19 protein-coding genes are annotated in these 17006 nt (G+C 69.5%); 3 read left to right on the forward strand and 16 right to left on the reverse strand.

Features of this window, described 5'->3' with window-relative positions:
• Nucleotides 1-163: 163 nt before the first annotated feature.
• On the forward strand, nt 164-1789 hold the full coding sequence (locus tag FB384_RS05125) for a S8 family serine peptidase (RefSeq protein WP_183779608.1): 1626 nt from the start codon (nt 164-166) through the stop codon (nt 1787-1789).
• A gap of 716 nt (nt 1790-2505) precedes the next feature.
• On the opposite strand, the gene eccB is transcribed toward FB384_RS05125, so the two are convergent.
• Nucleotides 2506-4149 (reverse strand): type VII secretion protein EccB, encoded by a 1644-nt coding sequence (gene eccB, locus FB384_RS05130; protein WP_183779610.1) that lies wholly within the window; start codon nt 4147-4149, stop codon nt 2506-2508.
• Nucleotides 4150-4976: 827 nt separating this feature from the next.
• Here eccB and eccE point away from each other — a divergent pair.
• Complete coding sequence (eccE, locus tag FB384_RS05135; protein ID WP_183779612.1) at nt 4977-6188, forward strand: type VII secretion protein EccE; 1212 nt, start codon at nt 4977-4979, stop codon at nt 6186-6188.
• The gene (locus FB384_RS05140) at nt 6185-6904 is read left to right on the forward strand and encodes a hypothetical protein (protein WP_183779614.1); all 720 of its coding nucleotides are present in this window, start codon (nt 6185-6187) and stop codon (nt 6902-6904) included. Before eccE ends, FB384_RS05140 begins: the two co-directional genes overlap by 4 nt.
• A 68-nt stretch (nt 6905-6972) precedes the next feature.
• On the opposite strand, the gene truA is transcribed toward FB384_RS05140, so the two are convergent.
• The 15 genes from truA to rpsE form a co-directional block, all read right to left on the reverse strand.
• A complete protein-coding gene (truA, locus tag FB384_RS05145) occupies nt 6973-7800 on the reverse strand; it encodes a tRNA pseudouridine(38-40) synthase TruA (RefSeq protein ID WP_323985124.1) in 828 nt (275 codons plus the stop codon).
• Nucleotides 7801-7871: 71 nt separating this feature from the next.
• On the reverse strand, nt 7872-8456 hold the full coding sequence (gene rplQ / locus FB384_RS05150) for a 50S ribosomal protein L17 (protein WP_183779616.1): 585 nt from the start codon (nt 8454-8456) through the stop codon (nt 7872-7874).
• Between the two features lie 68 nt (nt 8457-8524).
• The gene (locus FB384_RS05155) at nt 8525-9604 is read right to left on the reverse strand and encodes a DNA-directed RNA polymerase subunit alpha (protein ID WP_183779618.1); all 1080 of its coding nucleotides are present in this window, start codon (nt 9602-9604) and stop codon (nt 8525-8527) included.
• A gap of 91 nt (nt 9605-9695) precedes the next feature.
• Nucleotides 9696-10301 carry a 30S ribosomal protein S4 gene (rpsD, locus tag FB384_RS05160; protein ID WP_183646118.1) on the reverse strand — a complete coding sequence of 202 codons (606 nt, stop codon included), beginning with the start codon at nt 10299-10301 and terminating at the stop codon, nt 9696-9698.
• A gap of 23 nt (nt 10302-10324) precedes the next feature.
• A complete protein-coding gene (gene rpsK, locus FB384_RS05165) occupies nt 10325-10723 on the reverse strand; it encodes a 30S ribosomal protein S11 (RefSeq protein ID WP_030532865.1) in 399 nt (132 codons plus the stop codon).
• 15 nt (nt 10724-10738) lie between these two features.
• Entirely contained in the window at nt 10739-10930 is a 192-nt protein-coding gene (locus FB384_RS05170; protein ID WP_183651247.1) for a hypothetical protein, read from the reverse strand.
• Nucleotides 10930-11307 (reverse strand): 30S ribosomal protein S13, encoded by a 378-nt coding sequence (gene rpsM, locus FB384_RS05175; RefSeq protein WP_183779619.1) that lies wholly within the window; start codon nt 11305-11307, stop codon nt 10930-10932. The genes FB384_RS05170 and rpsM overlap by 1 nt, the downstream gene beginning before the upstream one ends.
• Before the next feature lie 246 nt (nt 11308-11553).
• Complete coding sequence (gene rpmJ / locus FB384_RS05180) at nt 11554-11667, reverse strand: 50S ribosomal protein L36 (RefSeq protein ID WP_005453284.1); 114 nt, start codon at nt 11665-11667, stop codon at nt 11554-11556.
• A gap of 79 nt (nt 11668-11746) precedes the next feature.
• Complete coding sequence (infA, locus tag FB384_RS05185) at nt 11747-11968, reverse strand: translation initiation factor IF-1 (protein WP_030532868.1); 222 nt, start codon at nt 11966-11968, stop codon at nt 11747-11749.
• A 419-nt stretch (nt 11969-12387) separates the two neighbouring features.
• Nucleotides 12388-13188 carry a type I methionyl aminopeptidase gene (gene map, locus FB384_RS05190; protein WP_228726200.1) on the reverse strand — a complete coding sequence of 267 codons (801 nt, stop codon included), beginning with the start codon at nt 13186-13188 and terminating at the stop codon, nt 12388-12390.
• A gap of 29 nt (nt 13189-13217) precedes the next feature.
• Nucleotides 13218-13772 (reverse strand): adenylate kinase, encoded by a 555-nt coding sequence (locus tag FB384_RS05195; RefSeq protein ID WP_183779621.1) that lies wholly within the window; start codon nt 13770-13772, stop codon nt 13218-13220.
• A complete protein-coding gene (gene secY, locus FB384_RS05200) occupies nt 13769-15076 on the reverse strand; it encodes a preprotein translocase subunit SecY (protein WP_183779623.1) in 1308 nt (435 codons plus the stop codon). Before secY ends, FB384_RS05195 begins: the two co-directional genes overlap by 4 nt.
• A 634-nt stretch (nt 15077-15710) precedes the next feature.
• Complete coding sequence (gene rplO, locus FB384_RS05205) at nt 15711-16154, reverse strand: 50S ribosomal protein L15 (protein ID WP_183779625.1); 444 nt, start codon at nt 16152-16154, stop codon at nt 15711-15713.
• Nucleotides 16151-16336: a 50S ribosomal protein L30 gene (gene rpmD, locus FB384_RS05210; protein ID WP_183779627.1), complete on the reverse strand. Its 186-nt coding sequence runs from the start codon at nt 16334-16336 to the stop codon at nt 16151-16153. Before rpmD ends, rplO begins: the two co-directional genes overlap by 4 nt.
• Before the next feature lies 1 nt (nt 16337).
• Nucleotides 16338-16979 carry a 30S ribosomal protein S5 gene (gene rpsE / locus FB384_RS05215; protein WP_183779629.1) on the reverse strand — a complete coding sequence of 214 codons (642 nt, stop codon included), beginning with the start codon at nt 16977-16979 and terminating at the stop codon, nt 16338-16340.
• Between the last annotated feature and the right edge of the window lie 27 nt (nt 16980-17006).

A 17006-nucleotide genomic window follows, 5' to 3' on the forward strand; every position in this document is an offset into this window, starting at 1 on the left:
CCGGCACGCCGAACAGGTGCAGCCACAGCGACACGTGCAGGCACGGAAACAGACGTCAAGGGGGTTTCGGGTGCGTTCGGTCGGTCCACACGTCACCGGGTCGAGACCAGCGGGCCGGGTCGGCACCGGTTCCCGGACCGGATCGGCGCGCCGGATCTCGGCGATGCTGCTCACCGCGGCCATCGGCGCCACGACGGCGCTCGTCCCGGCACTGCCCGCGGCCGCCCAGGCCGACAGCTGGTCTCCCCCGCCCGACACCAATCTCCCGCCCGTCGGTTCGCTGAAACTCGACGGTCCGAATGAGACCTACACACGCAACACCGAGTGTGTGCAGGCCGCCGAACTCGAAGAGGCCGACCGCCTCCGGCAGGCACCGTGGGGCCAGCTGTACCTGCGCCTCGAGGAGGCCCACCGCATCCTGGCCGCCGAGGGCAAGCAGCCGGGCGACGGACAGACGGTGACCGTGATCGACACCGGTGTCGAGGACGGCCACCCATACCTGGCGGGCCCCGACGGCAACAGCAGGGTCAACGGCGTCGGCGAGTACGTCCTGAAGGACGGCGGTCCCGGCGTCGTCGACTGCGACGGCCACGGCACCGAGGTCGCAGGCATCATCGGCGCGAACACCCCACCGGACATCGGATTCCAGGGCGTCGCACCGCACGTGCAGATCAACGCGATCCGCCAGTCCAGCCAGTACTACGAGAAGAGCGAGGAGCCGGAGCAGCCCGAACCGGGCGGCGACGGCGGCGGCGACGGTGGTGACGGCGCCGGCGGCGGCCAGGACGGCGGTGACGGCGGCGCAGGCGGTGACGGCGGCGGTGGTGACGCCGGTGGCCAGGACGGTGGCGGCGGTGACGCCGGCACCGGCGAGTCGTCGGCCACGGGGACGTCACAGCGGCAGGCCGACAGCGACGAGGGCGCCGGCACACTCGCCACACTCGCGGCCGCGATCATCAAGGCAGCCGACACGGCACCCGGCAGCGTCATGAACGTGTCGATCAACAACTGCCAGCCGTACTCGGAGAACATCGACGTCGAGAACCAGAAGCTCCAGGCTGCGGTGAAGTACGCGCACAAGGAGAAGGACGTCGTCGTCGTGAGCGCGGCGGGCAACGTCGGCGAGAACTGCCAGCAGAACACCGACTCGGACCCCAGCAAGCTCAACTCGGTCGTCTCGCCGCCGGTGTTCGCCGACCATGTGCTGTCGGTGGCCGCGACCGGCGAGGAAGGCACCGCGCCGTTCAGCATGAACGGCCCGTGGGTCGGCGTCGCCGCGCCCGGCACGAAGATCATCTCCCTGGACCCGGCGGAGGACTCGGACCGCATCGTCAACCAGACGATCGACCCCAGCGGCAACGCGGCCCCCATCGAGGGCACGAGCTTCGCGGCGCCGTACGTCTCGGGACTGGCCGTCCTGGTGCGGCAGATGTACCCCGACCTCAACGCCACCCAGGTCATGGAGCGCATCAAGTACACCGCGCACCACCCGGCCACGCCCGACGGCCACGACCAGTACATCGGCGACGGCGTCATCGACCCCGTCGCCGCACTGACCGCCGACGTGCCCACTGAGATGGGCATCCAGCCGATCCAACAGCAGCCGCTGCCCGACGACCTGCCGCCCGCGAACGTGCCCAACTGGACACCGTTCGCCGTGGCCGTCACCGGCTCCGCCGGCGCACTGGTGGCCCTCGGCGTGACGATGTTCGTCGTGCACACCGTGCGGCGCAGGCAGAAGACTGCCGCCCCGTCGGCCAAGGCGCCGTCCTCCGGCTCACCCGGCTGATCCACCAGGGCCTGCCGAACCGGCCGGCCGTGACCACCCGAGCATCCGGCCCGGGCCGCCTCACGTGCGGCCCGGGCCGCTGACTGTGACGAGCCGCGTGCCACCGGCTCCCGGATGCGGCGCCGTCGGACACGTCCGAAGCTGCCGGCAGGCGTCCGGCCGTTATCGGGCTCTTCCGGTGTGCCTGGCTTTTCCGGTCTGTGGCGGGCTTTTCCGGTCTGTGGCGGGCTCTTCCGGTCTGTGGCGCGCTTTTCTGGTCTGTGCCGGGCTCATCGGGGCCGTGCCGGCTCGTGTGCGCCGTGCCGGCGCGTCCAGCCTGCCGGGCTGTCCAGCCCCCGGGACCCGCCCCAGACCTACCTGTGCCTCTCGCCGCCTCCTAGGCGTGCCAAGCACTTCCGGGACGTTCCGGGCCCCATCTCACGCCGCTGGCCCGTTTCCCGCCCCTGGAGGGCGCCTGGGACGCCTCCGCAGCACCGGACGTGACCCGGAAGCCGCCTCCCGCGCTTGCGAGGCATCTCGGCACGCCGAGGTGCTCGCGCTGCCCCACCCTCCGGGCCGCGAGCCCGTCCGGACCGAACCCGATACGACACGACCGTGGCCCCGCGGCTCGGCGAAGCGAGCTCACGGGGCCACGATCACAGCGCCGACATCACGGGGCCGACGTCACAGGGCCGACGTCACAGGGCCGACGTCACAGGGCCTTGGACGAGATCAGGTCAGCCGCCTGCGGCGGCCGCTCCGTTCTCGACTCCGGGCGTCCGCACCTGCACCGAGTCGTACGTCTGGCGCACGTCCTGGTAGTTCAGCGAAGAGCCCGCGGGCAGCATCTTCAGGATCGTCTCCGGTGCCGCCTTGAACATGTTCCCGGACAGGCCGAGCCACTCGGCCGTCGTCACGTCCGGGATGCTGTAGCGGATACCGCGGTCGGAAACCAACTGCAGCGGCCCGCCGTCGAACGTCTCCTGCGTGGTCGCCGCGCGGACGACCGCCGCGTGCCCCGGCTGCATGTAGAACTGGTCGACCTGGTTGTAGCCGTCGGGCGCCGGGGTGCTGACGTCGATCGGGTTCGCCCCGTTCGGCAGCGGCGAGGTGTTGTGCACGTACAGCCTCGTGACCGAGTCCCGGGCACGGCCCTCACCCTCGACGCTCCAGCCGAGGCAGGTGTGCGGGGTCAGCTCCTGGTCGACGACCTCCAGGTCACCGGTCACCGGCAGGTGGTCGAGCTCGAGCCAGCCCTGGTCACCCTCGGCTACCTTGGGCGCGCTGGCGATCCCACCGGGCCCGACGCGCCGCGCCGTCGCGGCGTTCTCATCGGCGGCGAGGAGGACGCTGGCCGCACCCTCGTTGATCTCCTGGACGCCCTGCTGCAGCACGACGTAGTAGGTCGTCGAACCCGCGTCCTGGACCTCGAGGACCGATCCGATCCGCGCCGAAGCCACGTCGAAGTCCTGCGGCGAGCTGCCCGCGCCGGGGACGTCGGGGGCGATCAGCTCACCCGACGCGTTCGGGATCGCTTCCAGCAGGCTCGGCGACATGTTGCGGATGCCGTCCTCGCTCAGTCCGAACGCGTTCACGATGGGGTCGTTGGGTGCCATGTTGACCGGCGCCTTCACCGCGTCGCCCTGACCGGCCTGGGTGTCCGCCTGCCGGTAGATCAGGTAGACGGTGCCGTCGTCGCCCTTCGAGGCCTTGGCGAGGATGGCCTGGTTTCGCGGCAGTTCGTCGCGTGAGGAGCCACCGGACTCACCCGCGAGCACCTGGCTCTTGACTACGGCTTCCTGCCGCGCGGTCTGATCGGGCAGCGAACTGTCGTAGTTCAGGTTGTCGCAGACGGCCCACTGCTGGCCGATCGCCTGCTCACCGGTCGGCAGCAGGGGTGGACCGTCCGGAATGCCCCGCAGTCGTTCGCGGCCGATGTCGACCAGCTGCGTGTCGGGCACGACCTGCGGTTCGAGGTCACCGGGTTCGGGCGCCTGCGGCAGCTGTCCCCCGCCTTCGCCGCCCTCGCTGCCCTGCTGGGCCTGAGCCATGCTCAGCAGCTTCGCCGACGCGACGTTGAACGTCGGGATGAGCCGCTTGTCCCCGCCCTGCGCCTGATGCACCACGTAGACCTGGCCGGACTGCTCACTGATGACGATGCCGCTGTCGGGCACCTTCGGCGCCGGCTTGAAAATGCCGAACACGAGGAAACCGAGGCAGCCGAGCGCGCCGAGGACGACGCCGACCGTCGTGGCACGTCCATGGGTCCGCATCGGGTCGTGCAGCATGACCGGGTCCTTGCGCACCAGCGCCGACTGCATCCTCCGCAGCACGAACCGGTACGCCTGAACCTGTGACTTTGTTGTCGGTGTTGACGGCATTCTCGCCCCACTGCCTCCCCATCGCGATACGGTCCCGCAGGATAGCCGTGCAGGACCGGCTGGTGTTGGTTTCTACCAACACCCGCTAGTCTGCGACTCCCCGGGATGGCTGTTTCCGCTGCGTGACCGTCACACGCGTCCCGCAGCGGACAAACCAGGCTTCGCCTGCGGCCGACCGGGCACACGCGAGGGACAAGAGGGGAAGAAGCCAGCGGATGTCCGTCACCACTCCACGTTCATCGGGCCCGCCTCCGGGAGGGAGGCCGCAGGGCCCGGGACCGCAGCGCCCGCAGGGACCCGGAGGTCCCGGACGGCCCGGCCCCGGCGGACCCGGTGGACCCGGCGGTCCCGGCAGGCCCGGTCCAGGGGGGCCCGGTGCGCCTGCGGGCCCGAACCGGCCGGCAGGTCCCGGCGGACCGGGGGCTCCCGCGGGCCCCGGTGGGCCCGGTAAGCCGGGTCCAGGACGGCCCGGCCCCGGTGGCCCCGGCGGACCTGGCGGCCCCGGCGGGCCGAACGGCCCGGGTGGTCCCGGTGGACCGCCCAAGCCGAGCGGCCCTGCGGGTCCCGGTGGCAGTCCCCAGGGGCCCGGCGGCCCCGGGGGTCCCGACAAGGGCCCCGGCCCCGGTGGCCCGAACGGCCCGGCGGGTCCCGGTGGGCCGAAGGGCCCCGGTAGCGGCGGGCCGGGCGGGCCAGGTGGTCCCGGTGGGCCGGGGGGTCCCGGTGGGCCCAGCGGTCCGCACGGTTCCGGCGGCCCCGAACCGACACCGCCGGAACCTCCGAAGCCGCCGGAACCGCAGCCCCGGAACGCACCGCCCGCCCGCAAGCGGATGCTCGGTGCGAGCCTCGGCCCACTGCCGGTGATGAACATCGTGCTGATCGAGGTCGGGCTCGCCATCGGGCTGGTCCTGGTGGCGATCAACGAGTCGCTGCTGTGGGTCGGCGCCGGTGTCCTCGGCGTGACGGTCGTCCTGGCACTGCTGCGCTGGCACGGCCAGTGGTTCACGCAGTGGGCCGGCCTGACGTCGCGGTACACGTTCCGCTCGCGCGCCAGGACGGCGACACCGCCGCCTCCGAAGTCCATCGAAACGGTGGCCGACGAGGAGGAGACGGTCATCGGCGACGACGACGTCCGCGTCAACCTGCTGCGGCTGGCGATTCCCGGCCTGGTCGTGGCACACGGCAACGACCACGAGCACTCCGACGTCGGCCTCGCCTGGCACGACGGCACCTGGACGGCGGTGCTGCTCGTCGAACCGACGCCGGCGCTGATCACGCAGGCGGGCGGCGCGCCCAGCCTGCCGCTGTCGGCGCTCGCACCGTGTCTCGAAGACCGCGGTGTGGTGCTCGACTCCATCCAGATGACGTGGCACTGCTACCCGGGCAGCGCCGCACTGCCCTCCGACTCGCCCGCCCTCAGCTCGTACATGGAGGTCCTCGGCCCGCTCCCCGCGGCGGCGCGGCGGACGACGTGGATCTCGCTGCGGCTGGACCCGAAGCGGTGCGCCGCCGCCGTCCAGGAGCGTGGCGGCGGTGTCGTCGGTGCGCACCGCGCCCTGATGGGTGCGCTCTCGCGTGTTCGCAACGCCCTGGAGTCGAACGGGGTGCCCACCCGCCCGTTGGACGCCGACGAGCTGCTCCGCGCCGGCATCTCCGCCGCCGAGCTCACCGGCGTCGTGGGCTCGGGCCAGAAGGTGTCGCTCAAGGAGAAGTGGACGGGCGTCACGGCCGCGGGCATCGGCCACGCCAGCTACGCCATCACCGGCTGGCCCAAGGGCAAGGTCACGCAGAACCTGAACGCCCTGACCAGTGTGCGCGCGCTGTCGTCCACGGTCGGCATGGCGATCTCGCCCGCCGAGGACGAAGGCAAGGTCACGCTGCGCGGCATCGTCCGCGTCAGCGCCCGCAACCCGCGTGAGCTCGACGCCGCCGACCAGCGGCTCGGCACCCTGGCGGACAAGGTCGGCGTCTCGCTGACCCCGCTGCGCGGAAAGCAGACCGACGGACTGGCGGCGACGATCCCGCTGGGAGGCACCGCATGACCCGGCTTCAGGACCCCACCAAGGTCGACGGGGTCGCACCCGAGTTCGTCGCGGACCCGGCGCTGCTCGACGCCGTGAGCCCGTCCGGTGACCGCGGCGGCATCATCCTCGGCTCCGGCCTGCAGGGCGAGCCGCTGACGGTCTCCGCGCTGCGATCGGTGCCCACGCGCATCGTGGTGGTCGGCGGGCTGTACCTGGCGCGGCAGGTGGCGATGCGCGCGATGGCCGTCGGTGCGTGGTGCATCGTCGCCACGGGCCGGCCCGCCGCGTGGCACGTGCTGCAGCAGGCCGCGGGCACGCAGCGGGACGGCCAGCCGTCGCCGCTGGTGCAGATCCGCAGGCTCTCGCCCGTCGAACTGCCACGGCCGTCGGAGGACGCACCGCTGCTGGTCGTCAACGACGGCGGCCCCACACCGCAGGACCTGTTCCCGCCGCGTTCGCCGTGGCAGACGACGGTGTACGTGCTGCCGTACCTGCACCCGCAGGCCACGGCGGTCGCCAACGGCGCCGATCTGGTGCTGATGCAGCGATTGCCCGCGGGACAGGCAGACCTGGCCGCGCAGATCTGGCGATTGCCGCAGCAGATGACCCGTCAGCTGACGACGTTGAAGGACGACCAGGTGGTGGCCCTCGGCCGGAACCTGTGGCGCCCGCTGCGACTCGTCACGACGAACAAGGAGCAGGCGATCCTCGGCCCCGTCCGCCGAGGCGACTGAACAAGCCCGGTGTGTGCCCCCAAGGGCACCTTGGGGGCACACACCCGCTGCTGCAGGCAAGCCCGCGGCTAGAGGCTTTCGCGGACGTTGCGGGTCTGCTCGGCGCGGGCGGCGAGCTCGTCGTCCGGCGGGTAGTCGATCGCGACGAGCGTCAACCCGTGGGCAGGCGCCACCGAGCTGGCGCGCACCCGGCTGTCCAGCACCCGGTGCGGCCAGTCGACGTCGCGCCTGCCGTCACCGACCATCAGCACAGCCCCGACGAGGCTGCGCACCATGGAGTGGCAGAACGCATCGGCCGACACCTCGGCGTGCACGTCGTACTCACCGACGCGACGCCACGTGAACCGCTGCAGCTCCCGCACCGTCGTCGCGCCCTCACGCTGCTTACAGTAGGCGGCGAAGTCCTGCAGCCCCAGCAACGCCTGAGAAGCCTCCTGCAGGGCGTCGACGTCCAGTGGGCGGTTCCAGGCCAGCGTGTCCTTGCGGCGCAGCGGATCGACGCCCCACGGCGCGTCGGACACCTGGTAGCGGTAGTGCCTCCGGACGGCGGAGAACCGGGCATCGAAACCGTCCGGGGCGGGAGCCACCGCGAGCACGCGCACGTCCGGCGGCAGCAGCCGATTCCACCGGTGGCGCATGCGGTCCAGGTCGGGCAGCCCGCGCTCGTCCACGGTGAGCCTGCGCGACGTCAGCTGCCCCTCGTAGGGCTCCACGTCGACGTGCACGACCTGCCTCGCCGCGTGCACGCCGGCGTCCGTCCGGCCCGCGACGACCACCGACCGCGGCACCGCCGCGCCGGGCGGCTGCGTCGCCAGCGCCTCCTCCAGCGACCCCTGCACGGTGCGCCTGCCGGGCTGCCGAGCCCACCCGGAGAAGTCCGTGCCGTCGTAGGCCACCTCGAGGCGCAGACGAACGAGCCCGCCCTCCCCAGTGGGAACGGCGGGCTCGTTCGATGCGTGACTGCCTGTCAGGCTTCGTCCTTCTTCTCGGACTCGGCCTTGTCGTCGGCCTCGGCCTTGTCGTCGGACTCGGCGGCCGGGCTGTCGGCCGAATCGGCCGAGTCAGCCGAATCGGCGGAGTCGGCGCTGTCGGCGGAGTCCGCGGACTCGGCGCTCTCAGCGGACTCGGCCTCTGCCGCCTTCTCGTCGGCCGCGAACTTCGTGCCGCGAGCCTTCTCGGCCTCCGAGGTCACGGTCTTCTCCGCCACCAGTTCGATGACCGCCATCGGGGCGTTGTCGCCCTTGCGCGGCAGCGTCTTGGTGATGCGGACGTAACCGCCGTTGCGCTCGGAGAAGTGCGGGCCGATCTCGTCGATCAGCTTGTGCACGACGTCCTTGTTGCGGATGGTCCGCATGATCTGACGCCGGTTGTGCACGTCGCCGCGCTTGGCCTTCGTGATCAGCTTCTCCGCGAGCGGCCGGACACGCCTGGCCTTGGCCTCGGTGGTCGTGATCTTGCCGTGCTCGAACAGCGACGTGGCCAGGTTCGCCAACATCAGCCGCTCATGCGACGGCGATCCACCGAGACGGCGTCCCTTGGTGGGGGTGGGCATCGGTTCTCCTCGTTAGCTCTCAGCCGTGGGACCCGGTGGCCGGCGCGCGCCGGCCACCGTCGTGGGTCCTACAACTGCTCCGTCTCTGCGTAGTCCTGGCCATCGTCGTGGCCATCGTCGGACAGACCACCGGGGACGCCGACGGACATGTCGTCGCCCCAGCCCTCGCCGTCGTCGTAATTGGCGGCCGCGGTCGTCGGGTCGAACCCGGGCGGGCTGTCCTTGAGCGCGAGGCCGAGACCGACGAGCTTCATCTTCACCTCGTCGATCGACTTCGCACCGAAGTTGCGGATATCGAGCAGGTCGGCCTCGCTGCGCGAGACCAGCTCGCCGACCGTGTGAATTCCCTCGCGCTTGAGGCAGTTGTAGGACCGCACCGTCAGGTCCAGGTCCTCGATCGGCATCGCGTAGGCGGCGATGGTGTCCGCCTCCTGCGGCGACGGGCCGATCTCGATGCCCTCCGCGTCGACGTTCAGCTCCCGAGCGAGGCCGAACAGCTCGACGAGCGTCTTGCCCGCCGACGCGACGGCGTCCCGCGGCGTGATCGACGGTTTCGTCTCCACGTCCAGGATCAGCTTGTCGAAGTCGGTCCGCTGCTCGACACGCGTGGCCTCGACCTTGTACGTCACCTTCAGCACCGGCGAGTAGATCGAGTCGACCGGGATCCGGCCGATCTCGGCACCAGCCTGCTTGTTCTGCAGCGCGGGCACGTAGCCACGGCCACGCTCGACGACGAGCTCGACCTCGAGCTTGCCCTTGTCGTTCAGCCAGCCGATGTGCAGATCCGGGTTGTGCACGGTCACCCCGGCCGGCGGCACGATGTCCGCCGCGGTGACCTCACCCGGGCCCTGCTTGCGCAGGTACATGGTGACGGGCTCGTCCTCCTCGGAGGACACCACGAGCTCCTTGAGGTTCAGGATGATCTCGGTGACATCCTCCTTCACCCCCGGAACGGTGGTGAACTCGTGCAGGACGCCGTCGATGCGGATGCTCGTGATAGCAGCACCCGGGATCGACGACAGCAACGTACGCCGGAGCGAGTTGCCGAGCGTGTAGCCGAAGCCCGGCTCGAGCGGCTCGATGGTGAACCGGGACCGGGTCTCGTTGACCGTCTCTTCGCTCAGAGCCGGCCGCTGGGAAATCAGCACTGTTCCTTGTCCTTTCCTGCCGGCGCCCGCCATATGACGCCGAAAGGGATGGCGGAGCGGCGGCGCGGATCTGCCGCGCCGCCGCCGGCGATCACTTCGAGTAGTACTCGACGATCAGCTGTTCCTGCACGGGGATCTCGATCTGCGCCCGCTCCGGGAGCTGGTGCACGAGAATCCGCAGCGTCGACGGCACGACCTGCAGCCAGGCCGGGATCGGACGCTCGCCCAGGGCCTCCTTGGCGGCCACGAACGGCAGCATCTTCGCGGACTTCGGCCGCACGTCGATGATGTCGAACTTGGAAACCCGGTAGCTGGGCACGTTCACGTTCTTGCCGTTGACCGTGAAGTGGCCGTGGCCCACGAGCTGACGGGCCTGGCGGCGCGTACGGGCGATGCCCGCGCGGTACACGACGTTGTCCAGCCGCGACTCGCAGATCTGCAGCAGGTTCTCGCCGGTCTTACCGGAACGCCGTGCGGCTTCCTCGTAGTAGCGGCGGAACTGGCGCTCGAGCACGCCGTAGGTGTGGCGGGCCTTCTGCTTCTCCTGCAGCTGAAGCAGGTACTCGCTCTCCTTGACCCGGCCGCGGCCGTGCTGGCCCGGCGGGTAGGGACGACGTTCGAAGGCCTGGTCGCCGCCGATGAGGTCGGTCTTGAGACGACGCGACAGACGCGTCGCGGGGCCGGTGTAACGAGCCATTTGTGTCTACTCCTCCCCGTTCCTCAGACCCGACGACGCTTCGGCGGGCGGCAGCCGTTGTGCGGCTGCGGGGTCACGTCCTGGATGGTGCCGACCTCGAGGCCGGCGGCCTGCAGCGAACGGATCGCGGTCTCGCGGCCCGAGCCCGGGCCCTTCACGAACACGTCGACCTTCTTCATGCCGTGTTCGGCGGCCTTGCGGGCCGCGTTCTCGGCGGCCATCTGGGCGGCGAACGGCGTGGACTTACGCGAGCCCTTGAAGCCGACGTGACCGGACGAAGCCCACGAGATCACAGCACCGTTCGGGTCGGTGATCGAAATGATCGTGTTGTTGAACGTGCTCTTGATGTGAGCATGCCCGTGGGCAACATTTTTCTTCTCTTTGCGGCGCACCTTCTTGGCGCCGCCACTGCGGGGTGGCATTGGGTGATCTCCTCGTTAGCGCGAGTGCTTCTCGTCGGCGGCCGCGGCGGCTTCCTGCTGCCCGCGCCGGATGATCGTTCCGGCGTCGGAGTACAGCTCGCGCAGCGCCATCGGACGGGCGTACAGCGACTTCGGCGACGTCGCGTGGTTGCGACGCGAGCCGACGCCCGCGCGCATCGCGCGCCGCTTGGTCCGTACGACGGTCATCAGCGGCCCGCCTTCTTCTTGCCTGCGACCGTCTTCTTCGGGCCCTTGCGCGTACGCGCGTTGGTCTTGGTGCGCTGTCCGCGGACCGGCAGGCCACGGCGCCAGCGGAGACCCTCGTAGCACCCGATCTCGATCTTCCGACGGATGTCGGCGTTCACCTCGCGGCGGAGGTCACCCTCGACCCTGAAGTTCTCTTCGATGTGGTCACGCAGCTTCACCAGGTCGTCGTCGCCGAGGTCCTTGACCCGGGTGTCCGGGTTCAGATCCGTCGCGACGGCGATCTGCTTGGCGCTGGTACGGCCGATGCCGTAGATATAGGTCAGCGCGATCTCCAGCCGCTTCTCGCGGGGGAGATCGACGCCAGCGAGTCGTGCCATTGGCGCTTGTGCTCCTTCTGATTCGTCTTCAGGTCTTCTCCCCGACCACTTCCGGGACGACTCGCGTCTCCACCCGCTCTCGCGGGCGGTGTCCCGGCCCCGGCCTGAAGTCCGGGGGTCGGCCCTGTCCGGCTCGTCGCCGGACAGCGCAGGTTCGGGGAGGCTGTGGCCGTCACAGTGTTCCTGTGACGTGCCAGTGCTCTGATGTCACAGTGTCAGGTCACTGTCGACAAGTGGACGAGCTGCTCAGCCCTGCCGCTGCTTGTGCCGCAGGTTGTCGCAGATCACCATGATCCGGCCGTGCCGCCGGACCACCTGGCACTTGTCGCAGATTCGCTTGACGCTCGGCTTGACCTTCACGTCTCCTGCTTTCGTCGTGTCGAATAACCGCGCGCCCTACCGGGGAGGGCACCTCAGGCATCCGCCACGCCCTCCGTGATCACTTGTAGCGGTAGACGATGCGACCACGAGACAGGTCGTAGGGCGACAGCTCCACGACCACCTTGTCTTCAGGCAGGATGCGGATGTAGTGCTGCCGCATCTTGCCGCTGATATGGGCCAGGACCTTGTGGCCGTTCTCCAACTCGACACGGAACATCGCGTTGGGGAGCGGCTCGATCACGCGGCCTTCTACCTCAATGGCCCCGTCTTTCTTCGCCATGTACTCCGCAATTCGTGATTGGTTGAGCGATGGTGCTTACCTGGACTGACGCACGCTCCACGCTGCGTCCGAACACGTCGAGTGGCCGGGAGGATTCCGGAACCGGAAATCCGCACCTGCCCCTGTCGGGCGTCGGAGAACAGCATGGAAGGCACGCCAGCTGTACAGTCTACGCACCTCGTGTCACGACTCCCAAACCGGGGCCGGTTGTGATAGGTGCGTGCGGCAAGTGTGCGCCGCGTGAGTGAACCCCCACCCGGCCGGGGGAGGCTGCACGCCCGGCCGGTTTGCGCATCGTCCGGATCGTGCTTCGTCCGGATTATTCGTGCTCCGGGGCATCCGGGACGTCGCCACCGAACCGCGACGAGCACCGAGCCGGGAAGACCACCGGCCAGGTACGGCCACGGAGTGCAGCTCGGCTATTCGGCCGAAGCGGACTCCGGAGCAGTGAGCACCCACGGGCCGTCCTCGGTGACCGCCACGGTGTGTTCCCAGTGAGCCGCGCGGGAACCGTCGTCGGTGATGACGGTCCAGCCGTCGTCAAGCTCCACCGTGCCACCGGAGCCACCGGTCAACATCGGCTCGATCGCCAGGGTGACCCCCGGGCGGAGCTCGGGCCCGCGGCCCGGTTTGCCGACGTTCGGCAAGAACGGCTCCATGTGCATCTCGCGGCCGATGCCGTGCCCGCCGTACTCCTCGATCATGCCGTACTCGATCCCGTCGTCGAGGATCTTGCCCAGCGCCTCCATCTCGATGGCGTGCGAGATGTCGGTGAGTCGCGACCCCGGCAGGGCCGCGTCGATCCCGGCCTGCATCGCGGCCTTCGTCGCCGCCGACAGCTTCCCGTCGGGCTCGCTCACCTCGCCGACGGAGATCGTCACGGCCGAATCGCCGTGCCAGCCCTCGAGGATGGCGCCGCAGTCCACCGACAGCAGATCACCATCCGCGAGGACCAGCTCCGACGACGGGATACCGTGCACGATCTGGTCGTTCACCGACGCACAGATCGACCCCGGGAAACCGTGGTAACCCTTGAACGAGGGAACGGCGTCGGCATCCCGGATCAGCTGCTCGGCCAGAGCGTCGAGCTCGAGCGTGCTCACCCCCGGCTTGGCCGCGTCGGTGACGGCCGCCAGAGTGCGCGAGACGATGAGGCCGGCCGCGCGCATGGCCTCCAGCTCACCACGCGACTTCGTCTCGATCGAACCGCCGCGGCGCATCCACCGCGGCATCCGCAGGCCGAGCAGGTTCACGAGCTCTTGCCGAGCGCGTCCAGCACGCGCTGCGAAACCTCGTCGACATCACCGATGCCGTTCACGGTCACCAGGATGTCGGCGTAGTACTCGAGCAGCGGCGCCGTCTCCTCGCGGTAGATCTCCTGGCGCCGGCGGATGATCTCCTCGGTGTCGTCGCTGCGGCCACGGGCCAGCAGGCGCTCGACCAGTTCGTCCTCGCTGACCTTCAGCTCGATCACGTTGTCCAGCGCCGTGTTCTGCGCCCCGAGCATCTCGCCCAGCACGTCGGCCTGCTTGGTGTTGCGCGGGAAACCGTCGAGCAGGAAACCGGCCTTGGCGTCCGGCTCCTCCAGCCGTTCGCGCACCATCTCGTTGGTCACCGAGTCGGGGACGAGCTCGCCGGCGTCCATGTACCGCTTCGCCTCGAGACCCAGCGGCGTCTCGTTGCCGACGTTGGCGCGGAACAGATCACCTGTCGAGATGTGCGGAACGCCCAGTCGCTCGGAGAGAGAGACCGCTTGCGTCCCCTTGCCCGCTCCGGGAGGACCCACAAGGAGCACACGCGTCATCGGAGGAACCCTTCGTAGTTGCGCTGCATGAGCTGGCTTTCGATCTGCTTCACCGTGTCCAGTCCGACACCGACCATGATCAGAACCGCGGTACCGCCGAGCGGGAAGTTCTGGTTCTGGCCTTCGCCGGTGAGGGACAGGAAGAAGTTCGGCAGGATTGCCACGATGCCAAGGTAGATCGATCCGGGCAACGTGATCCTGCTCAGCACGAAGCGCAAGTACTCGGCGGTCGGCCTACCCGGACGGATACCCGGGATGAAGCCGCCGAACTTCTTCATCTCCTCGGCGCGATCGTCAACGTTGAAGGTGATCGTGATGTAGAAGTACGTGAAGAAGATGATCAGAGCGAAGTACAGCACCATGTGCAGCCAGCTGCTCTGATCACTCAGGTACGTCTGGATGAACTGCGTGAAGCCGCCCGGGTTCTGCGGGTCGCCGGTGAGGTTCACCAGCAGGTCCGGCAGGTACAGCAGCGACGAGCCGAAGATCACCGGAATGACACCGGCCTGGTTGACCTTGATCGGCAGATAGGTCGACGTGCCCCCGTACATCCGCCTGCCGACCATGCGCTTGGCGTACTGCACCGGGATCCGGCGCTGTCCCTGCTCGACGAAGACGACGCTCGCGATGATCACCAGCGCCAGCAGGCAGACGAACGCGAACACCGCAGGCGAGTTCTGGTTCAGGATGTTGGCGCCCTCGGCCGGGATCTGCGCCGCGATGTTCAGGAAGATCAGCAGCGACATACCGTTGCCGACACCGCGTTCGGTGATCAGCTCGCCGAGCCACATCATCATGGCCGTACCGGCGGTCATCGTCAGGACCGTGATGGCCAACGTAGCGACGCCGCCGTCGGGGAAGATCGACTCGGTGCAGTTCGGGAACATCCCGCCGCGCTCTGCCAGCGCGATGACGCCGGTGGCCTGGAGGATGGCCAGCGCGATCGTCAGGTAGCGCGTGTACTGCGTCAGCTTGCCCTGACCGGACTGGCCCTCCTTCTTCAGCTCCTCGAAGTGCGGAATGACCACCGTGAGTAGCTGCACGATGATGCTCGCCGTGATGTACGGCATGATGCCCGTCGCGAAGACGGAGAGCTGAAGGAGCGCACCGCCGCTGAACAGGTTCAGCAGCGTGAAGAAACTCTGACCCTCGACCTGCGCCTGACAAGCCTGAACGCTGTTGTACGAGACGCCAGGTGCTGGAATGACCGCGCCGAGCCGGTACACGGCCACGATCATCAACGTGAACAGGATCTTCTTGCGCAGGTCCGGCGTGGCGAGAGCCGAGCGGAAGGCGCTGAGCACGCGGGGGACCTCCTCAGGCGTCGCCGGCGGTTCCGGCGAACGGCTTGGCCGACGGTCTCGGACGCCGGCGGGACGACTCACTTCGCTGGCGGACTGGCCAGACGGACGCTTGAAGACAGGGGACGTCCCCAGGCGCCTCGACGACTCTAACAGCCGCTCAGGCTGGCGATTCACCGAGTTGCCGAACTGACCGCAGGCTACCTACGGAAGTTGCGCAGCGGTCCCGCCCGGCGCCGTCGACGCGACGAACGCCACACCGCGCCGCCCGCCGGGCCTCTCGCCGCCTGCCGTCTCCCGACCTACACCGCGGCCGCACGCGCCCTGCCGCGCCCCACTCACTGGGTCCCTCTCACTGGGTGCCGGTCACTCAGCCCCGCGTGTTCGGTCCGCACGCGCCAGGATTCCCGCACGCACGCGGACACCTCGTCACCGCGCGCACGTACGCACCACGCCGACCGCGCTCACACCCACGGGCCGTCGCCGTCCCGCCACACCACGAACCCGCCACACCACGCACAACCCGTCACGCCACACACAACCGGCGCACACAACAGGCGCACACACAACAGGCGCACACACAACAGCGGCCCGCCCGGCTGTTGCCGGACGGGCCGCTGCCGCGAACCTTCGAACGTCAGAGCGTGGTGGCCGAGCCACCCGCGGCCTCGAGCTTCTCCTTCGCGCTCTTGGAGAACGCGTCGGCCGAAACCTCGAGCTTGACGCCGTCGACGTCACCGTTGCCGAGGACCTTGACCAGGTGGCCCTTGCGGACGAGGCCGCTGCCGACGAGCTCGTCCTTGCCCACCTTGCCGCCGTCGGCGAACACGCGGGCGATGTCACCCACGTTCACCGGCTGGTACTCGGTACGGAAGCGGTTCTTGAAGCCACGCAGCTTCGGGAGCCGCATCTGGATGGGCATCTGCCCACCCTCGAAGCCGGCGGGCACGTTCTTCCGGGCCTTGGTGCCCTTCGTACCGCGACCGGCGGTCTTGCCCTTCGAACCCTCACCACGGCCGACACGCATCTTCTCGCGCTTGGCGCCGGGGGCGGGCTTCAGGTCATGGATCTTGATGGTCATGAGTTGACCTCCTCCACGCTCACCAGGTGCCGCACCGTGCGAACCAGGCCGCGAACGTCGGGAGTGTCCTCACGTACCACGGACTGGCGGATCTTCCGCAGTCCCAGGGTACGCAGGGTCTCCCGGTGGTTCTGCCGCGTGCCGATCGTGCTCTTGATCTGGGTGACCTTCAGCTGCGCCATCTCAGACCTCCTGACCCGCACGCTGGCGCAGCATCCGCGCCGGCGCGACGTCCTCGAGCGGCAGACCGCGACGGGCCGCCACCTCTTCCGGACGGGACAGACCCTTCAGCGCGGCCACGGTCGCGTGCACGATGTTGATCGCGTTGTCGGAGCCCAGCGACTTCGACAGCACGTCGTGCACACCCGCGCACTCCAGCACGGCACGCACCGGGCCACCGGCGATGACACCGGTACCGGCGGAGGCCGGACGGAGCAGCACCACGCCGGCGGCGTCCTCACCCTGAACCGGGTGCGGGATGGTGCCGCCGATGCGGGGCACGCGGAAGAAGTTCTTCTTGGCCTCCTCGACACCCTTGGCGATCGCCGAGGGCACCTCCTTGGCCTTGCCGTAGCCGACGCCGACCTGACCGTCGCCGTCACCGACCACGACCAGAGCGGTGAAGCTGAAGCGACGACCGCCCTTGACGACCTTGGCCACGCGGTTGATCGCTACGACGCGCTCGAGGTGCGGGTTCTTGTCCTGGGCCGCCCCGCCACGGCCACCGTCACGACGGTCCCTGCGGTCCCGGCCGCCACCGCGCTCGCGGTTCTGCTGCTCGCCGGGCCCGCCCTGGCCGCCGGATTGCCGCGTACGTCCCGGCATCAGGCGTTCCTTCCGTTCTCGAACTTG

Source organism: Prauserella sediminis, from assembly GCF_014195435.1.
Lineage (GTDB): Bacteria > Actinomycetota > Actinomycetes > Mycobacteriales > Pseudonocardiaceae > Prauserella > Prauserella salsuginis.